Here is a 15,546-nt window from a genome sequence, read left to right on the forward strand (position 1 = left end):
AGCCCGGATCAGCCGATCCGGGCTTTTTCGTTTGAAGCGCCAAGCTCCTGACAGATAGCTGTCAGGAGGGGTATGCGATGATGCTTCCATGAAAGATTGGAAGGAGAAGAGACATGGGCATCGTCATACCCCCCATCATGAGTGCAATCCTGCACGTCCAGCGAAAGATTAGGGAGCGGCGTGACCGCGCGCGCACCCGCCGCCTGATCAACAATCTGCCGGGCTATGTCCAGAAGGACATCGGCTGGGCTGGCAGTTGCGAGGAATGGCAGCCCGCCAACTGGCAGCTGTCCCAGCGCAGGAAAAAGCGGTAAAATAGGCTGGGAAACCAACAGGAAAGCGCGGAAATGACAGAAACCAAGACGATTGGCCTCGTTTTCATCGAAGGTTACGCTGATTGGGAATTTGGCTTTCTCTCCGGTTCTGCCGTGGAGATGTTCGCCGCGCGCATCATTGCGCTTTCGCCCGAAGCGATGGCGGTCACGTCGATCGGCGGGCTGAGGCTGACGGCGGAACGGGGCGTTTCGGCCAATGAGAATACGGACCTCGACGCCGTCGCTGTCATCGGCTCCGAGGGCTGGTTCGGCGACACCCCTCCTGACATTGCGCCCTTGCTCCTGTCGGTCCACGCGCGCGGCGGGATTATCGGCGGCATCTGTGCCGGCACCCTCCCCCTCGCCCGCGCCGGCCTGTTTTCCCCGAGGCCCCACACCAGCAATGGCGAGAACTGGATCGAAGGCAAGATCGGGACTTACCACGGCGCGGAGCATTATCGTGACGTGCCGCACGCCGTGAGCCATGACCGCGTTGTCACCGCTCCCGGCACAGCGCCGGGGACCTTCGCCACGGCCTTCCTCGAAGCGCTCTATCCTGATGAGACCGCCAAGCTCCAGGACCTCGCCGGGATGCTGTCCCGCGAATATGGGCGGGTGTAAGCCATGCGGCGCGCCGACCGTCTGTTTCAGATCGTGCAGCGTCTGCGTGGCGGCAGGCTGGTGACCGCGCGGCAACTGGCCGAGCGGCTGGAAGTCTCCGAGCGCACCATCTATCGCGACATTGCCGACCTGCAATCGACCGGGGTTCCCATCGATGGCGAGGCGGGCGTCGGCTATATCCTGCGCGAAGGCTTCGACCTGCCGCCGCTGATGTTCACGCGTGACGAGATCGTCGCCCTTGTGGTGGGCGCGCGGCTGGTCCGCGCCTGGGGTGGCGCATCCATGGCGCGTGGCGCAGAAGAGGCTCTTATCAAGATCGAATCGGTTTTGCCGAAGGAAGACCGCTCGCGCATCGCCAACACGCAGGTCCACGCCCCCGCCGCTTACCTAAGCGAACACGAGCGCCGCATCATCGACATCGTCGAGCGCGCCGTCGATGGCGGCAATGTTCTGACGATCCAGTACCGCGACCTCGAAGGACGCGAGAGCGGCCGTGACATCCGCCCGCTCGGGCTTTGGTTCTGGGGAAAGGTCTGGACGGTCATCGGCTGGTGCGAATTGCGCACCGCGTTTCGCACCTTCCGCACCGACCGCATTTCGCTCGCCGCCGACTCCGGCCGCCGCTTCCGCCCCGAGCGCGGAAAGACGCTGGCCGATTTCTACCGGCAGATGGAAATGCGGGAGTTCAATGTGTATCGGGATCAGTATTGATCCCCACCCTCCCCCTTGCGGGGGTGAGGAGCGGTCGGCCGAAGGCCGAGGGAAAGCCAACGATTTGGCTTTTCCAGCGACGAACGGCCCGAAGGGTCGGGTGGGGGTGGTGACGTTTGGCGCCACGATCTTCGAAGCAAGCGCAGGCGTCACCACCCCTTCCGCCCGCTAATGCGGGCACCTTCCCCGCAAGGGGGAAGGTGGGAGCCGAGCCACTACTCCTCGTCCTCATCCTCGCTGCGCGAGCCCTTGAGCGAGGACAGCTTCGCAAACACCTTGTCGGCGTCGAGCTCCTCTTCCTCGCGCGGCGAGAATTCATCGCGATAGTCGAAATTCTCCGTCGCGGAAGCGGGCAGCAGCGTGTCGCCGGTATCGACCACCGCCGGGCGGTTCTTCGAGGCGCGTTCGACTTCGAGGTCGAGGTCGATCTGCGAGCACAGGCCAAGCGTCACCGGGTCCATCGGCTGCAGGCTGGCGGAGTTCCAGTGGGTGCGGTTGCGGATCTGCTCGATGGTCGATTTCGTCGTGCCGATGAGGCGCGAAATCTGCGCATCCTTCAGTTCCGGATGGTTGCGCACCAGCCAGAGAATGGCGTTCGGGCGGTCCTGGCGCTTCGACAGCGGCGTATAGCGCGGGCCCTTGCGCTTGGCTTCCGGAACGCGCACCTTCGGCTCGGAGAGCTTCAGCTTGTGATTGGGGTCTTTCTCGGCGCGCGCGATTTCCTCGCGCGTCAGCTGACCGGTGATGACGGGGTCGAGGCCCTTGATTCCCTGCGCGGCCTCGCCATCGGCAATCGCCTTGACTTCGAGCGGATGCAGCTTGCAGAAATTGGCGATCTGGTCGAAGGACAGCGCGGTATTATCGACAAGCCAGACGGCCGTCGCCTTCGGCATAAGAAGCTGGGTGGCCATTAGATATAGTCCTCTCGTTCGTCCGCTCCGGGGGCGCGGGCCGTGGGGTAAACCACAAATTTCCGGGAAATCATTGCTTATATAGCGACGTTTTGCGCATGGGGCAAGAATGTAGCCCGAACGAATGCGGTGGACGGCCCGCCGCTTTCATCAAACTGTCACGAAACCGTCATCCCACTGAAATGAAGCTGCATGAGGAGTGGGCCGAAATCAGAGGGAGCCTCACTCATGCAACGCCGTTCCATCCATCTTGCCATTTTGACCGCGCTTGGCGCTTCCGCCGCCTTCCCGGCGCTGGCTGAGCCGGTCTTCAACCGCATCGCCACTTTCCCGGTCGCGAAGAACCTGCCCGCCGATGCCGACAAGAAGGCGACCACCTCGTCCGAGATCATCGCCGCGACGCCGGATGGCAAGACGCTGGTCTATTCCGACAGCCCCTATGGCGCAGTCGGCTTTGTCGACATCACCGACCCGGCAACGCCCAAGGCGGGCGGCCTCGTCAAGATGGAAGGCGAGCCGACGTCCGTGACCGTGGTTGGGAGCAAGGTGCTTGCTGCCGTCAACACTTCGGAAAGCAAGACGAAGCCCTCAGGACGTCTCGATGTCATCGACATCGCCAGCCGCAAGGTCGAGGCGAGCTGCGATCTCGGTGGTCAGCCCGATTCGGTCGCCGTGTCGCCGGACAATGCCTTCCTCGCCATCGCCATCGAAAATGAGCGCGACGAGGATCTGAACGATGGCGAACTGCCGCAGCTTCCGGGCGGTGATCTGAAGATCGTGCCGCTCAAGGACGGCGCGCCCGATTGTGCTGGCATGAAGACCGTCGCGCTCACCGGCCTCTCCGAAATCGCCCCTGAGGACCCGGAGCCGGAATTCGTCTCCTTCAACAGCAAGAATGAAGTTGCCGTCACCTTGCAGGAAAACAACCACATCGCCATCGTCGATGCGGCGAGCGGCAAGGTGGTTTCGCATTTCTCCGCCGGCAGCGTCGATCTCGACGGTATCGACGTAAAGTCCGATGGCGCACTCACCTTCGACAAGAGCCAGAAGGGCGCGCTGCGCGAGCCGGACGCCGTGAAGTGGCTCGACGACAACCGTCTCGTTACCGCCAATGAAGGCGATTACAAGGGCGGCTCGCGCGGCTTCACCATCTTCAGCCGCGACGGCAAGGTGCTCTTTGAATCGGGCGCATCGCTGGAGCGCAAGATCGCGGCGATAGGTCATTATCCCGAGAAGCGCTCTTCCAAGAAGGGCATCGAGCCGGAAGGCATCGAAATCGCCACCTTCGGCGGGACGAAATATATCTTCGTCGCCTCCGAGCGAGCCTCCATCGTCGGCGTATACAAGGATACCGGCGGCGAGCCGGAATTCATCCAGTTGCTGCCCTCGGGCGTCGGCCCTGAAGGCCTCACCGCCATTCCTGAGCGCAACCTGCTTGTCACCGCCAATGAGAACGACCTCGTGGAAGACGGCGGCGCCCGCTCGCATGTGATGGTCTACAAGTTGGAAGAGGGCAAGCCCGCCTATCCGACCATCATCTCGGCAAACAAGGAAGACGGTTCGCCGCTCGGCTGGGGTGCGCTTTCCGGCCTCGTCGCGGATGAGAAAGAAGCCGGCAAGCTCTACGCCGTCTCCGACTCCTTCTATTCGTCGTCGCCCACCATCTTCACCATCGACGCGACCAAGCAGCCGGCCGAAATCACCAAGGCGCTGACCGTCACCCGCGGCGGCCATCCGGCGCAGAAGCTCGATCTTGAAGGCATCACCACCGATGGCGATGGCGGCTTCTGGCTCGCCAATGAAGGCGACGCCAAGAAGCTCGTCCCCCATGCGATCTTCCAGGTAAACGGCAAGGGTGAAATCAAGCAAGAGATCTCCCTCCCCGAGGAAATCTTCGCCGGCCAAACCCGCTTCGGCCTCGAAGGCATCACCCGCACCGGCGAAGGCGACGACACGACGCTGTGGATGGCCGTGCAGCGCGAATGGGCCGACGATCCCAAGGGCACCGTCAAGCTCCTCGCCTACAAGCCGAAGGCCAAGGAATGGGCCGCGGTGCGCTACCCGCTCGACAAGACAGAGTCCGGCTGGGTCGGCCTCTCCGAAATCACCGCCCATGACGGCCAGCTCTACATCGTCGAGCGCGACAACCTCATCGGCGACAAGGCCGCGCTGAAGAAGCTCTACCGCGTCTCGCTTGACAGCCTGAAGCCCGCCAAGCTCGGCGGCGAGCTGCCGGTGGTCGAGAAGACCCTGGTGCACGACTTCCTGCCGGACCTGAAAAAGGCAAACGGCTACGTCATGGACAAACTCGAAGGCTTCGCCATCGACAAGGACGGCAACGGCTATGCCGTGACCGACAATGATGGCGTGGACGATTCGGCCGGCGAAACGCTGTTCTGGACCATCGGCAAGGTCCAGAAATAACACTCCGCTCCTCCCAAGCGGAAAGGCCGCGCTCAGATGAGCGCGGCCTTTGCTTATATGCTTTTTAGCTGAAACGTCGGCGGGACAGCGCCCCCCTCTGTCCTGCCGGACATCTCCCCCGCAAGGGGGAGATTACGCTGTCGTTTCCGTTTTCGCCAATCGCATACCCTGCAAGATAAGCGCTGTGGCCCATGAAGGCCAATCTCCCCCCTTGCGGGGGAGATGCCCGGCAGGGCAGAGGGGGGCGCCTAGAACCGGCGTATCCGGCTTTCCTCACGCCACATCCAGCACGATCTTCCCGATATGCCGCCCGTCCTCCATGCGCTCATGCGCGCGCCAGGCGTCCCGCAGCGGGAAGATCATGTCCATGACAGGCGCGACGCGGCGTTCCTCAAGCAGCGGCCAGACTTTCGCCTCCAGTTCCCGCGCGATGCCCGCCTTGAATTCGACCGACCGAGGGCGCAGCGTCGAGCCGGTATGGGTCAGGCGCTTCGTCATCAATTTCGACAGATCGACCATCGCCTTCGCCCCATGGAGAAAGGCGATCTGCACGATGCGCCCGTCGACCGCCGCCGCCTCGTAATTGCGGGTGACGTAATCGCCGCCGACCATGTCGAGAATGACATCGGCGCCCTTGCCGTTCGTCGCCTCCCCGACGATCTCTACGAAATCCTCCTCGCGATAATTGATCGCCCGGTCCGCGCCGATCTTGAGGCACGCCTCGCATTTGTCCGCCGATCCCGCCGTCGCGATGACATAGGCGCCGAAGGCGCTGGCAAGCTGGATCGCCGCCGTGCCGATGCCCGACGAGCCGCCATGCACCAGCAAGGTCTCACCCGGTTTGAGGCCGCCGCGCTCGAAGACATTGTGCCAGACGGTAAAGAAGGTTTCCGGGATGGCCGCCGATTCTACATAGCCGAAGCCCGACGGCAGCGGCAGGGAGTTGCTTTCATCCACCACCGCGAATTCCGCATAGCCGCCGCCGGGCAGCAGCGCCAGCACTTGGTCTCCCGCCTTGAAGCGCTTGACCTCCTCGCCCGTCTCGGCCACCTCGCCCGCGATTTCCAGCCCCGGAATATCGGACGCGCCCGGCGGCGGCGCATAATGGCCCTGCCGCTGCAATATGTCCGGACGGTTGACGCCCGCCGCCCGCACCCGCACCAGAATCTCGCGCGGCCCCGGCTTCGGCACCGCGCGCTTGACCGGTTTCAGCACATGCGCACCTCCCGGCTCGGCAATTCCGATTGCCGTCATCTGGGAAGCTGGTTTGAGAGCCATGGGTCGCTCCTTTTCGAATGATTTGCATTTAAACCCGCTTGAAATGTATTGTTTAAGCCATGTTTGGCAATGGGCCGGGGCGGGGAAAGCGAGAGGAGATCGATATGGCGCTTTTCGACGACGAACTGCCGGTGAGGAAGACCAATCACGAGATCGGGCAGGATCTCTCCCTGTTGTCGGTGGCGGAACTGGAAGAACGCATCGCCGCCCTGCGCGTCGAGATCGAGCGTCTGGAAGCCGACCGCGACAGGAAGGATGCAAGCAAGGCGGCAGCGGAGGCGCTGTTTCGGTAAGGTTACTCCCTCCCCCTTGCGGGGAGGGTGGCCCGTAGGGCCGGGTGGGGTGGTGATGCGCGCGCCACGTTCTTCAACAAAGCGCATACGTCACCCCCCCATCCGCCCGCTAACGCGGGCACCTTCCCCGCAAGGGGGAAGGAGGGTGCGAGCCGATGCCCCGCGCAACCATTTTCATCTTCCGCCATTATTCGGCCATGGGGGCTCTTTTCCCTCAATAAAATAGGATTCGGGGGAGCATTTTGTTCAAGTCATTCATTCAGGTTTTCGCGCTGCTCTGCGGCACGGCGTTTCTTTTGGCCGGATCCGGGCTTCACGGCCTTTTGCTTCCCTTGCGCGGCGGGGCTGAAGGCTTTGCCATCAGTTCCCTGGGTCTTCTCGGTACCGCCTGGGCAGGCGGATTCATCACCGGTTGCCTGCTGGCGCCAAGGCTGGTGCGCCGGGTGGGCCATGTCCGCGCCTTCGGCTTCTTCGCCTCCTCCGCCGCGATCATCGCGCTCCTGACCGGGCTTTTCGTCGATTCCGTCATCTGGATCGCGCTGCGGGCCTTCACCGGCTTCGCCATGGCGGGCGCATTCATGGTCATCGAAAGCTGGCTCAACGAGCGCGCCACCAACGAAACCCGCGGGCGCATCTTCGGCCTTTACATGATGGTCAACTACGGCGCCGTCATGAGTGGCCAGATGATGGTCGCCGGCGGCAATGTGCGGGGCGACAGCCTTTTCATGGTATCGGGGATCCTGTTCTGCCTCGCGCTGATCCCCACCGCCATCTCCACCGCCACCAGCCCCAAGCCGCTGAGCAGCGTGGAACTGGACTTGAAGGCCCTCTACCGCAACTCGCCCGTCGCGTCCGTCGGCTGCATTCTCATCGGCATCGCCAATGGCGCCTGGGGCACGCTCGGTGCGGTCTATGGCGCCGATTCCGGCATCGACACCACCATGATCGCCCTCATGGTGAGCTTCACCATTCTCGCCGGCGCGCTCTCGCAAATCCCCGTGGGACGCCTTTCCGACATGACCGACCGCCGCTTCGTGCTGGCGGGCGTGGCGGGCGCGTCCTCGCTCATTGGCCTCACCATCTTCCTGATCGCGCCCACCGACGCCGTCACCATCCTTGTCCTCACCGCAATTTACGGCGGGCTCGCCTACGCGCTCTATCCCGTCGCCGTGGCCCACGCCAACGACTTCGCGGCATCGGAGAATTACGTGAAGATCTCAGGCGGCCTGCTGCTGCTCTACGGCTTCGGCACCATGATCGGGCCGCTCGTCGCCGCCTTCGCAATGGAATATCTCTGGCCCGCGGCGCTCTTCGCCGTCACTGCGCTGGCGCATATGTCCATCACCGGCTACGCCATCATCCGCTCGCGCCAGCGCCCTGCCCCCTCCCGCGAGGAGAAGGAAAATTTCCAAAGCCTCCCCGAGCGCGCCGCGACGCCGGAGGGATTAAAGCTTATTCCGCGTGCGGAGGAGCAGGGATGAGATAGACCCCTCTTGCCATAATTTGAGAGACTGGCGGGACAGCACCCCCCTCTGCCCTGCCGGGCATCTCCCCCTCAAGGGGGGAGATTACGCCTTTATCAATGCCCGGCGCCAATCACAAACGTCGCAGAATGAAGGCGGAGGGTAGCGTCAGCTAATCTCCCCCCTTGAGGGGGAGATGTCCGGCAGGACAGAGGGGGGTGCCTTGCAAGCCGCTAATCGGTGTTCCAGCTCAGTGGCGCGTCACCTGCACCCTGAGCTTTTCAATCTGGTCCTTGAGCATCAGTTTCTTGCGCTTGAGATCCGCGATGTGGAGATTATCCATCGCCGGGCAGGCCATCGCCTCGGCGATCTCCCTGTCCAGGGCGCCATGCTTCTTCTCCAGCGTAGCAAGATGGGTCTCAATGGCCATGATTGGATCTCCTTTGGGTTGGTTGTCGTCAACAGGACTCACGGAACCGGCCGGATAGCGAGGCCGGGTCATGAAGCAGCCTTTGGAAGCCGCCGCACCAATATATGCTCAGAAGCTAATCAGGCGATTTTCCGCCGTTTCCGAACGTCTCCCGTCAACTAAGCGGGAGCCGGGAACCGCCTCTGCCTGAAGTCTTCGTGACAGAGCGATGACAGTCTGCCACGACTTTGCGAGGAAGTCGATTTCGGAATAGTAGCATTTTCTATTCTGGCGAAATGTGATATGGGCTGCGCCGGGGCTAGATATCCTGAAAATAGATAATCAGAACGGGACAAACCGGATGTCCGATCAGGAACAGGCAGATATCAGACTGGCCGTGGCACGTCTGAAGCAGGAACATGCGGACTTCGATGCCGCCATCAATGCTATGATCGAAGTGGGCTGCGATCAGTTGCGCATCCAGCGCATGAAAAAGAAGAAGCTGGCCATCAAGGACAAGCTTCAGGAACTGGAAGACCAGATCATTCCCGACATCATCGCCTAGCGTCCGGTTCATCCCAGACCTTGCCTTGCGGGACGGGGGCTTTTCGGTTAAGTGCCTTTCATCCAACGATAAAAGGAAAGCGGCGATGGCTGAGACACGGGCCGATGTGGCGATCATCATGGGCAGCCAGTCCGATTGGCCGACAATGCGCCACGCCGCCGAGACGCTCGCCGCGCTTGAGATACCTTACGACGCCCGCATCGTTTCCGCCCATCGCACTCCGGACCGCCTCGTCGCCTTCGCCAAGGGCGCAAAGGCCGAGGGCTTCAAGGTGATCATTGCCGGAGCCGGCGGCGCGGCGCATCTGCCGGGCATGGCCGCTTCGATGACGCCCCTGCCCGTTTTCGGCGTCCCAGTGGAATCGAAGGCGCTTTCTGGTCAGGATTCGCTTCTTTCCATCGTTCAGATGCCCGCGGGCATCCCGGTCGGCACCCTTGCTATCGGCCGTTCCGGCGCTGTCAACGCCGCGCTTCTTGCCGCCGCTGTGCTGGCGCTTTCCGATGAAGCGCTTGCGAGACGGCTGGAGATTTGGCGGGAGGTTCAGAGCGCAGGCGTTGCCGAACGCCCCAAGGACGAGGCATGACGATGCTGAAGCCGGGATCGACGATCGGCATCATCGGCGGCGGGCAGCTCGGCCGCATGCTGGCGCAGGCGGCGGCGCGCCTCGGCTTCCGCACCATGATTCTGGAGCCGCAAGCGGACTGCCCTGCCGCGCAGGCCGCGAACCGGCAAATCGTCGCGGCTTATGATGATAAGGCAGCGCTGGCGGAACTGGCGCAAGCCTGTGACGTCGTTACCTATGAGTTTGAGAACGTCCCGGTCGGGGCGGCGCAGAAGCTGGCGGAAGAGAGATTGGTCTTCCCTCCTCCCATCGCGCTCGAGGTTTCGCAGGACCGTTTCCGCGAAAAAGCCTTCCTCAACGATTGCGGCATCGAAACCGCCCCCTGGCATCTCGTTGGCGATCCGCAAAGCCTTGCCGCCGGCCTCGCGGCCATTGGCGGTCCCGCCATTTTGAAAACGCGGCGCCTCGGCTATGACGGCAAGGGACAGGTGCGGCTCAAGGGCGATGGCAGCGACGATCTCGACGCCGCGCTCGATGCCATCGGCCATGCGCCCGCGATTCTCGAAGGCTTCGTGCCGTTCGAGCGCGAGGTCTCGGTCATCGCCGCCCGCGACCGTGCCGGCAATGCCCGCGCCTATGACATCGCCGAGAACGTTCATTCCAACGGCATTCTAGCGACCTCCACCGTGCCATCGGCCATCGCGCCCGCCACAGCTGATATGGCGCGCGAGGCGGCGGAAAAGCTCATGCATGCGCTCGATTATGTCGGCGTCATGGGCCTTGAGTTCTTCGTGCGCGAGGACGGCACGCTGCTTGCCAACGAATTTGCGCCGCGCGTCCACAATTCCGGCCATTGGACGGAAGCCGCCTGCGCCATTTCGCAGTTCGAGCAGCATATCCGCGCCATCGCCGGTCTGCCGCTGGGCGACACCACCAGGCATAGCGATTGCGTGATGGAGAATCTCATCGGCGACGATGTGGCGCGTGTGCCTGAGCTCCTTGCCGAGCCGCAGGCGGTGCTGCATCTCTATGGCAAGGCAGAGGCGCGTCCGGGCCGCAAGATGGGACACGTCACCCGCATAAAACCCAAAAAATAGAGTCAGTTGGCGGCGATCTTTTACGTCGCCGGGAGTTGACAACCGCCGCAATCCTTGGCTATTTCGCGCCAACCTTTCTTGGGCGTGCCTCGCGCGCCTTCATTGATGCCCGGCGACGGGCCAACCAGACCGGTGACTGACATGAAGATCAAGAACTCGCTCAAAGCGCTCAAGGGCCGTCATCGCGACAACCGCATGGTTCGCCGCAAAGGCCGCATCTATATCATTAACAAGACCGCCCCACGCTACAAGGCGCGTCAGGGCTGATCACGCGATGGTGAGGCTATTCCGCTTCACGGAAGGCCTTATCCTGAAATTCGCATTTGACGTTTCGCTGCGTATGAGTACCTTCATGCGCATGCGGAACGTTTTTGCCATTCTGACTCTCGCCTTGTTCCCCGCCGCCTCCGTCCCGGCGGCAAATGCGGCGACGCCCCAGGAACCCGCTGCCGCCGCCCCGGAAAACCCCGCAGGGGCGACCGAAGCGCAGAAGCGCAGCGCCCGGCTCGACCGGCTGTTTGGCGAATTGCGTAAAGAGCGGGACGAAGCCAAGGCCAAGCGCATCGCCAGCGAGATTTACGGCCTGTGGAACCAGTCCGGCAGCGCCACCATCGATCTGATGATGGGCTGGGCGAGCGACGCCATCGCCGAAAAGAAATATCCGGTCGCGATCGATTTCCTGAACGAGATCGTCACGCTCAAGCCCGACTATGCCGAGGGCTGGAACCGCCGCGCCACGCTTTTCTTCCTGATGAACGATTATACCAGCGCCATGCGCGACATCGACCGCGCGCTGCGGCTGGAGCCGCGCCATTTCGCGGCGCTGACCGGCATGGGCTCGATCCTGAGGGAAACAGGCCGCAAGGAACTCGCCCTGCGCGCCTACGAACGCGCCCTGGCCGTCTACCCCATGCTGCGCGACGCGCAGAAGGAAGCCGGCGAGATCACGGACGAGCTGACGGATACGCGGACTTGAGGGAACCCCCTCATCCGGCCACGCTTCGCGTGGCCACTTTCTCCCACAAGGGAGAAGGCTGGAGCATTGCATTACCGCTCCCGCCAATCGCAACCGTTTGTGATTGGCATTAAGCGTTATGCCAAGCACCCTCCCTTCTTCCCTTGTGGGAGAAGGCGGATGAGGGGTGGCGCGCAAGCCGCCTCGATGGCGGCGCAGCGCGCAGGACTGCTCAAATCCCCGTCAGCCCATCCGCACCGATATACGCAATGCGCAGCATATTGGTCGAACCGGGCGTGCGCAGCGGCACGCCTGCGGTGATAATCACGCGGTCGCCCGGCTTGGCGAAGCCTTCGCGGAAGGCGATGTTGCAGGCGCGGTCGACCATGTCGTCGAGATCGCGCGCGTCCTCGGTGACCACGCAATGCAGTCCCCAGACGAGGGAAAGCCGGCGCGCCGTCTCCACGATGGGCGAGAGCGCGATGATCGGCGTCTGCGGACGCTCACGCGCGGCGCGCAGGCCCGTCGTTCCCGACGCCGTATAGGTGATGATGGCCGACAGCTTGAGTGTCTCGGCGATCTGCCTTGCGGCGAGCGAAATCGCATCCGCGCCCGTCGCCTCCGGCTCGGAGCGCTGCGCATGGATGATGCCCGGATAGGTCGGATCGCGTTCCACCTTCTCGGCAATCCGCGCCATGGTGGCGACCGCCTCGACCGGATATTGCCCGGCCGCCGATTCGGCGGAGAGCATGATCGCGTCCGCACCCTCGAACACGGCGGTGGCGACGTCCGAAACCTCCGCGCGGGTCGGCACCGGCGCCGTGATCATCGATTCCAGCATCTGGGTGGCGACGACGACCGGCTTGCCGGCGCGGCGCGCGGCGCGGGTGATCTGCTTCTGGATACCGGGCACCGCTTCGAGCGGCATTTCCACGCCCAGATCGCCGCGCGCCACCATCAGCGCGTCCGAAAGCTCGATGATCTCATCGAGGCGGGCGACCGCCTGCGGCTTCTCGATCTTGGAGAGAAGCCCGACGCGCCCGCGCGCGATCTTGCGCACCTCCGCCAGATCCTCGGGCCGCTGGATGAAGGAGAGCGCCACCCAGTCGATCTCTTCCTGCAATACCGCTTCGAGGTCCTTGCGGTCCTTTTCGGTGAGCGCGCTCACGCCCAGCGTCGTGTCGGGCAGGCTCACGCCCTTGCGGTCGGAAATGACGGTGCCGGAAACCACGCGGCAGCGGATCGACTTGCCATCCGCCTCCTCAGCGACGAGCGCCAGGCGGCCGTCATCGATCAAGAGCCGATGCCCCGGCTCGACCGACTGCAGGATCTCGGGATGCGGCAGGAAAACACGGGTGTTGTCGCCAGGCACATCCTGATCGTCGAGCGTGAAGCTCTGGCCAGGCGTCAGGCTGACCTTGCCATCCCTGAACTTGCCGACGCGCAGCTTCGGTCCCTGCAGATCGGCGAGGATGCCGATGGGCCGGCCCATTTCCCGCTCGACATTGCGAATGCGCTGCACGAGGGCGCGCATCAGATCGTGGTCGGCATGGCTCATATTGATGCGGAAAACATCAGCCCCGGCCTCGTAAAGCTTCCGGATCACCGCTTCCTCCGATGAGGCCGGTCCAAGCGTTGCGAGAATTTTGACCTTGCGGCTGCGTCTCATGGATTATTCGTTCCTGTCACTGTCGGATTTTCGGGAGGGGTCTCATCGGTCAGCTGGACCATCCAGCTCGACTGCTCTCCCGTGTCGTATTCCTGAAAGCCGGCGCGCTGGAAGCCCCGTGCGAAGCAATCGTTGACGCCGGTGATCTTGAATTCCCTCTCCGCGACGCACATGTTGACCGGGCCGTCCCAACGGCCTCCCCCTTCGGCATCCTCGGCATAGAGATAGTAATAGCGCTGCGAAAGCGGCCCTTCGATCAGCGTCTTGCAGGTCGAGCCGTTGATGTGCCACCAGCCTTCGGTGATCCATCCGGTCTTGGCGCGATAGCCGATCGCCACGCCGACGAGATTCTGTGTCGTGTTGCAAACGCGAAAATCGGCATGAGCCGCCGTGCCCATCAGCATCATGCCAAGGACGAGAGCGCCGGAAAAAACGGTGAGGTGTTGAGCGCGCATTCGCGAGCCTGTCACGCTTGAATATCCCATTTCGGTTGCCCTCTTTTCGGCAGTTTCGCTTATGATGTCAACGCGTTTGGAAGGTGAGGAACCGGGAAAACTTCGGACGCCCGCGGTGGGGCAAAAGAATGGCGGGACTGGCCGTCACGGACAATCCAGCTGGGGACCGATAAGGCGGCTCACCGATTATAAACCATATCGCTGACAAGATAGGCTGCGAATGACGCGCATCGTGGTCTTGACCCGCCGCGCTGCGTCGGGCATCGACGTGTTCAAATCCCCCAACCGATCTGGAGAACGAATCCGTGGACGATATCACAAGTGACACCGCACAGACGGTAGCCGTCGGGCAATTGCGCGCTTTCATCGAGCGCATCGAGCGGCTTGAGGAAGAAAAGAAGACGATCTCCGACGATATCAAGGACGTCTACGCCGAGCTGAAGGGCTCTGGCTTCGATGCCAAGGCGGTCCGCACCGTCATCCGCCTGCGCAAGAAGGAAGAGCATGAGCGCCAGGAAGAAGAAGCGATGATTCAACTCTACAAGGACGCGCTTGGGATGAGCTGAGGGCTCGCTGCCAGCCCGGAGCGATTCCTGTTTCGCTGAATATTTGCGCTGTTGCGGCAGTGAAACCGTCGAGGCATGGATTCCTGTGACAAGAACAGGAATGACGATAAATTTACTGTTGCGGCCAACCTTATACGTTTCCGGCATGACTCGCCTTTGCTTGAAACGGTTCTCATAGAAGAAAATACGTCTCCGTCATTCCTGTGCTTGTCACAGGAATCCATGCCTCGACGGTGACGCAGCCACACCGATAAAAAGCTGGCATTTTCTCACAAAACGAAACGCCGTAGCTGAAATCGACAACGCAAAAATGGCCGCACCGTTTCCGATGCGGCCATTTCCGTTTGATGACCCAGTTGCTAGGGAACACCGTCCCCCACAAATCTTACGCTGCTTCGGCCTCGTCTTCCTCGATCTCGGCTTCCGCGTCGGCCTTGGCGCCGCGCTTCGGTCCCTTTGCGAGGTTGACTTCGATCAGGCGGACGGCTTCGGTTTCCGACATCTTGTTGACGGCGGCGATTTCACGCGCCATGCGATCGAGCGCGGCTTCGTAAAGCTGGCGCTCCGAATAGGACTGTTCCGGCTGGTTTTCGGCGCGGTAGAGATCGCGCACCACCTCGGAAATCGCGATCAGGTCTCCCGAATTGATCTTTGCATCATATTCCTGCGCGCGGCGCGACCACATGGTGCGCTTCACGCGCGCCCGGCCCTGCACCACTTTCAGCGCGCGGTCGACATAATCAGTCTCCGACAGCTTGCGCATGCCGATGGTCGACGCCTTGGCGACCGGCACCTTGAGGCGCATTTTGTCTTTCTGGAAATCGATCACGAAAAGTTCAAGCTTGTGGCCCGCCACTTCCTGCTCTTCGATAGCCACGATCTGGCCCACGCCGTGGGCGGGGTAAACGATGAATTCGCTCGTCTTGAAACCCTGCCGCGTCGCGGGCTTTTTCTGCTGGGATGTCATACGCTTCATACTCCCTGTTGTGCCCGGCGGCCCCCGCCGGTTAACACATGGTAAGCCGGCTCCCCTCGTGCAAGGGAAGGTCCGGTCTGCCGACCTTTGTTCTGGATAGGCGAAAATCAAGGAAACGCGAAAAATCTCGCCCGGAAACGGGGCCTGATGTGGGCCTTTGGCCGCACAATTCCACCGGCACCCGCTAAAGACCGGAAAAAGAAAAACAGCCTTTCGGTGATTAACGCATATGCGCCACGAGTTGACGTCCAGCCATCGACATTTATGAAGGAACTCT

The 15,546-nt window shown here is 62.3% G+C and carries 18 protein-coding genes; 12 read left to right on the top strand and 6 right to left on the bottom strand.

Annotated features, from left to right (window positions below; translation table 11 throughout):
- The first annotated feature begins 113 nt into the window (after positions 1-113).
- From ACOWVG_RS08270 to ACOWVG_RS08280, 3 genes are read left to right on the top strand one after another with little or no spacing between them, the layout of a single operon-like run.
- Positions 114-314 carry a hypothetical protein gene (locus ACOWVG_RS08270; RefSeq protein WP_420961359.1) on the top strand — a complete coding sequence of 67 codons (201 nt, stop codon included), beginning with the start codon at positions 114-116 and terminating at the stop codon, positions 312-314.
- A gap of 33 nt (positions 315-347) precedes the next feature.
- Complete coding sequence (locus ACOWVG_RS08275; protein WP_420961361.1) at positions 348-935, top strand: DJ-1/PfpI family protein; 588 nt, start codon at positions 348-350, stop codon at positions 933-935.
- 3 nt (positions 936-938) lie between these two features.
- Entirely contained in the window at positions 939-1,646 is a 708-nt protein-coding gene (locus tag ACOWVG_RS08280; protein ID WP_420961362.1) for a helix-turn-helix transcriptional regulator, read from the top strand.
- A 215-nt stretch (positions 1,647-1,861) separates the two neighbouring features.
- Here ACOWVG_RS08280 and ACOWVG_RS08285 read toward each other — a convergent pair whose 3' ends face one another.
- Positions 1,862-2,557, bottom strand: a complete 696-nt coding sequence (locus ACOWVG_RS08285; protein ID WP_188824510.1) for a DUF1013 domain-containing protein — start codon at positions 2,555-2,557, stop codon at positions 1,862-1,864.
- Positions 2,558-2,785: 228 nt separating this feature from the next.
- On the opposite strand from ACOWVG_RS08285, the gene ACOWVG_RS08290 reads away from it, so the two are divergent.
- Positions 2,786-4,981: an esterase-like activity of phytase family protein gene (locus ACOWVG_RS08290; RefSeq protein WP_420961364.1), complete on the top strand. Its 2,196-nt coding sequence runs from the start codon at positions 2,786-2,788 to the stop codon at positions 4,979-4,981.
- A 273-nt stretch (positions 4,982-5,254) separates the two neighbouring features.
- Here ACOWVG_RS08290 and ACOWVG_RS08295 read toward each other — a convergent pair whose 3' ends face one another.
- Entirely contained in the window at positions 5,255-6,259 is a 1,005-nt protein-coding gene (locus ACOWVG_RS08295) for an NAD(P)H-quinone oxidoreductase (protein ID WP_420961365.1), read from the bottom strand.
- A gap of 104 nt (positions 6,260-6,363) precedes the next feature.
- On the opposite strand from ACOWVG_RS08295, the gene ACOWVG_RS08300 reads away from it, so the two are divergent.
- Both ACOWVG_RS08300 and ACOWVG_RS08305 read left to right on the top strand, forming a co-directional pair.
- Positions 6,364-6,552 (top strand): DUF1192 domain-containing protein, encoded by a 189-nt coding sequence (locus ACOWVG_RS08300; RefSeq protein ID WP_420961366.1) that lies wholly within the window; start codon positions 6,364-6,366, stop codon positions 6,550-6,552.
- A 242-nt stretch (positions 6,553-6,794) separates the two neighbouring features.
- Positions 6,795-8,033 (top strand): MFS transporter, encoded by a 1,239-nt coding sequence (locus tag ACOWVG_RS08305; RefSeq protein WP_420961367.1) that lies wholly within the window; start codon positions 6,795-6,797, stop codon positions 8,031-8,033.
- 232 nt (positions 8,034-8,265) lie between these two features.
- Here ACOWVG_RS08305 and ACOWVG_RS08310 read toward each other — a convergent pair whose 3' ends face one another.
- Positions 8,266-8,448 (bottom strand): YdcH family protein, encoded by a 183-nt coding sequence (locus tag ACOWVG_RS08310; protein WP_420961665.1) that lies wholly within the window; start codon positions 8,446-8,448, stop codon positions 8,266-8,268.
- Between the two features lie 337 nt (positions 8,449-8,785).
- On the opposite strand from ACOWVG_RS08310, the gene ACOWVG_RS08315 reads away from it, so the two are divergent.
- The 5 genes from ACOWVG_RS08315 to ACOWVG_RS08335 all read left to right on the top strand — a co-directional run bounded on the left by ACOWVG_RS08315 (position 8,786) and on the right by ACOWVG_RS08335 (position 11,624).
- The gene (locus ACOWVG_RS08315; protein WP_420961369.1) at positions 8,786-8,989 is read left to right on the top strand and encodes a YdcH family protein; all 204 of its coding nucleotides are present in this window, start codon (positions 8,786-8,788) and stop codon (positions 8,987-8,989) included.
- A gap of 85 nt (positions 8,990-9,074) precedes the next feature.
- Positions 9,075-9,572 (top strand): 5-(carboxyamino)imidazole ribonucleotide mutase, encoded by a 498-nt coding sequence (gene purE, locus ACOWVG_RS08320; protein WP_420961371.1) that lies wholly within the window; start codon positions 9,075-9,077, stop codon positions 9,570-9,572.
- Complete coding sequence (locus ACOWVG_RS08325; protein ID WP_420961372.1) at positions 9,569-10,648, top strand: 5-(carboxyamino)imidazole ribonucleotide synthase; 1,080 nt, start codon at positions 9,569-9,571, stop codon at positions 10,646-10,648. The genes purE and ACOWVG_RS08325 overlap by 4 nt, the downstream gene beginning before the upstream one ends.
- A 141-nt stretch (positions 10,649-10,789) precedes the next feature.
- On the top strand, positions 10,790-10,915 hold the full coding sequence (ykgO, locus tag ACOWVG_RS08330) for a type B 50S ribosomal protein L36 (protein WP_188824503.1): 126 nt from the start codon (positions 10,790-10,792) through the stop codon (positions 10,913-10,915).
- A gap of 73 nt (positions 10,916-10,988) precedes the next feature.
- A complete protein-coding gene (locus tag ACOWVG_RS08335) occupies positions 10,989-11,624 on the top strand; it encodes a tetratricopeptide repeat protein (protein WP_420961667.1) in 636 nt (211 codons plus the stop codon).
- A gap of 211 nt (positions 11,625-11,835) precedes the next feature.
- On the opposite strand, the gene pyk is transcribed toward ACOWVG_RS08335, so the two are convergent.
- Positions 11,836-13,272: a pyruvate kinase gene (pyk, locus tag ACOWVG_RS08340; protein WP_420961375.1), complete on the bottom strand. Its 1,437-nt coding sequence runs from the start codon at positions 13,270-13,272 to the stop codon at positions 11,836-11,838.
- Positions 13,269-13,679: a DUF1036 domain-containing protein gene (locus ACOWVG_RS08345; RefSeq protein ID WP_420961668.1), complete on the bottom strand. Its 411-nt coding sequence runs from the start codon at positions 13,677-13,679 to the stop codon at positions 13,269-13,271. The genes pyk and ACOWVG_RS08345 overlap by 4 nt, the downstream gene beginning before the upstream one ends.
- 353 nt (positions 13,680-14,032) lie before the next feature.
- On the opposite strand from ACOWVG_RS08345, the gene ACOWVG_RS08350 reads away from it, so the two are divergent.
- A complete protein-coding gene (locus ACOWVG_RS08350) occupies positions 14,033-14,293 on the top strand; it encodes a DUF2312 domain-containing protein (protein ID WP_420961377.1) in 261 nt (86 codons plus the stop codon).
- A 385-nt stretch (positions 14,294-14,678) separates the two neighbouring features.
- On the opposite strand, the gene ACOWVG_RS08355 is transcribed toward ACOWVG_RS08350, so the two are convergent.
- Positions 14,679-15,260 (bottom strand): CarD family transcriptional regulator, encoded by a 582-nt coding sequence (locus ACOWVG_RS08355; protein ID WP_420961378.1) that lies wholly within the window; start codon positions 15,258-15,260, stop codon positions 14,679-14,681.
- Positions 15,261-15,546 lie beyond the last annotated feature (286 nt).

It is taken from the genome of Brucella sp. IR073 (assembly GCF_049065735.1).
In the GTDB taxonomy this organism is placed as follows: Bacteria; Pseudomonadota; Alphaproteobacteria; order Rhizobiales; family Rhizobiaceae; genus Paramesorhizobium.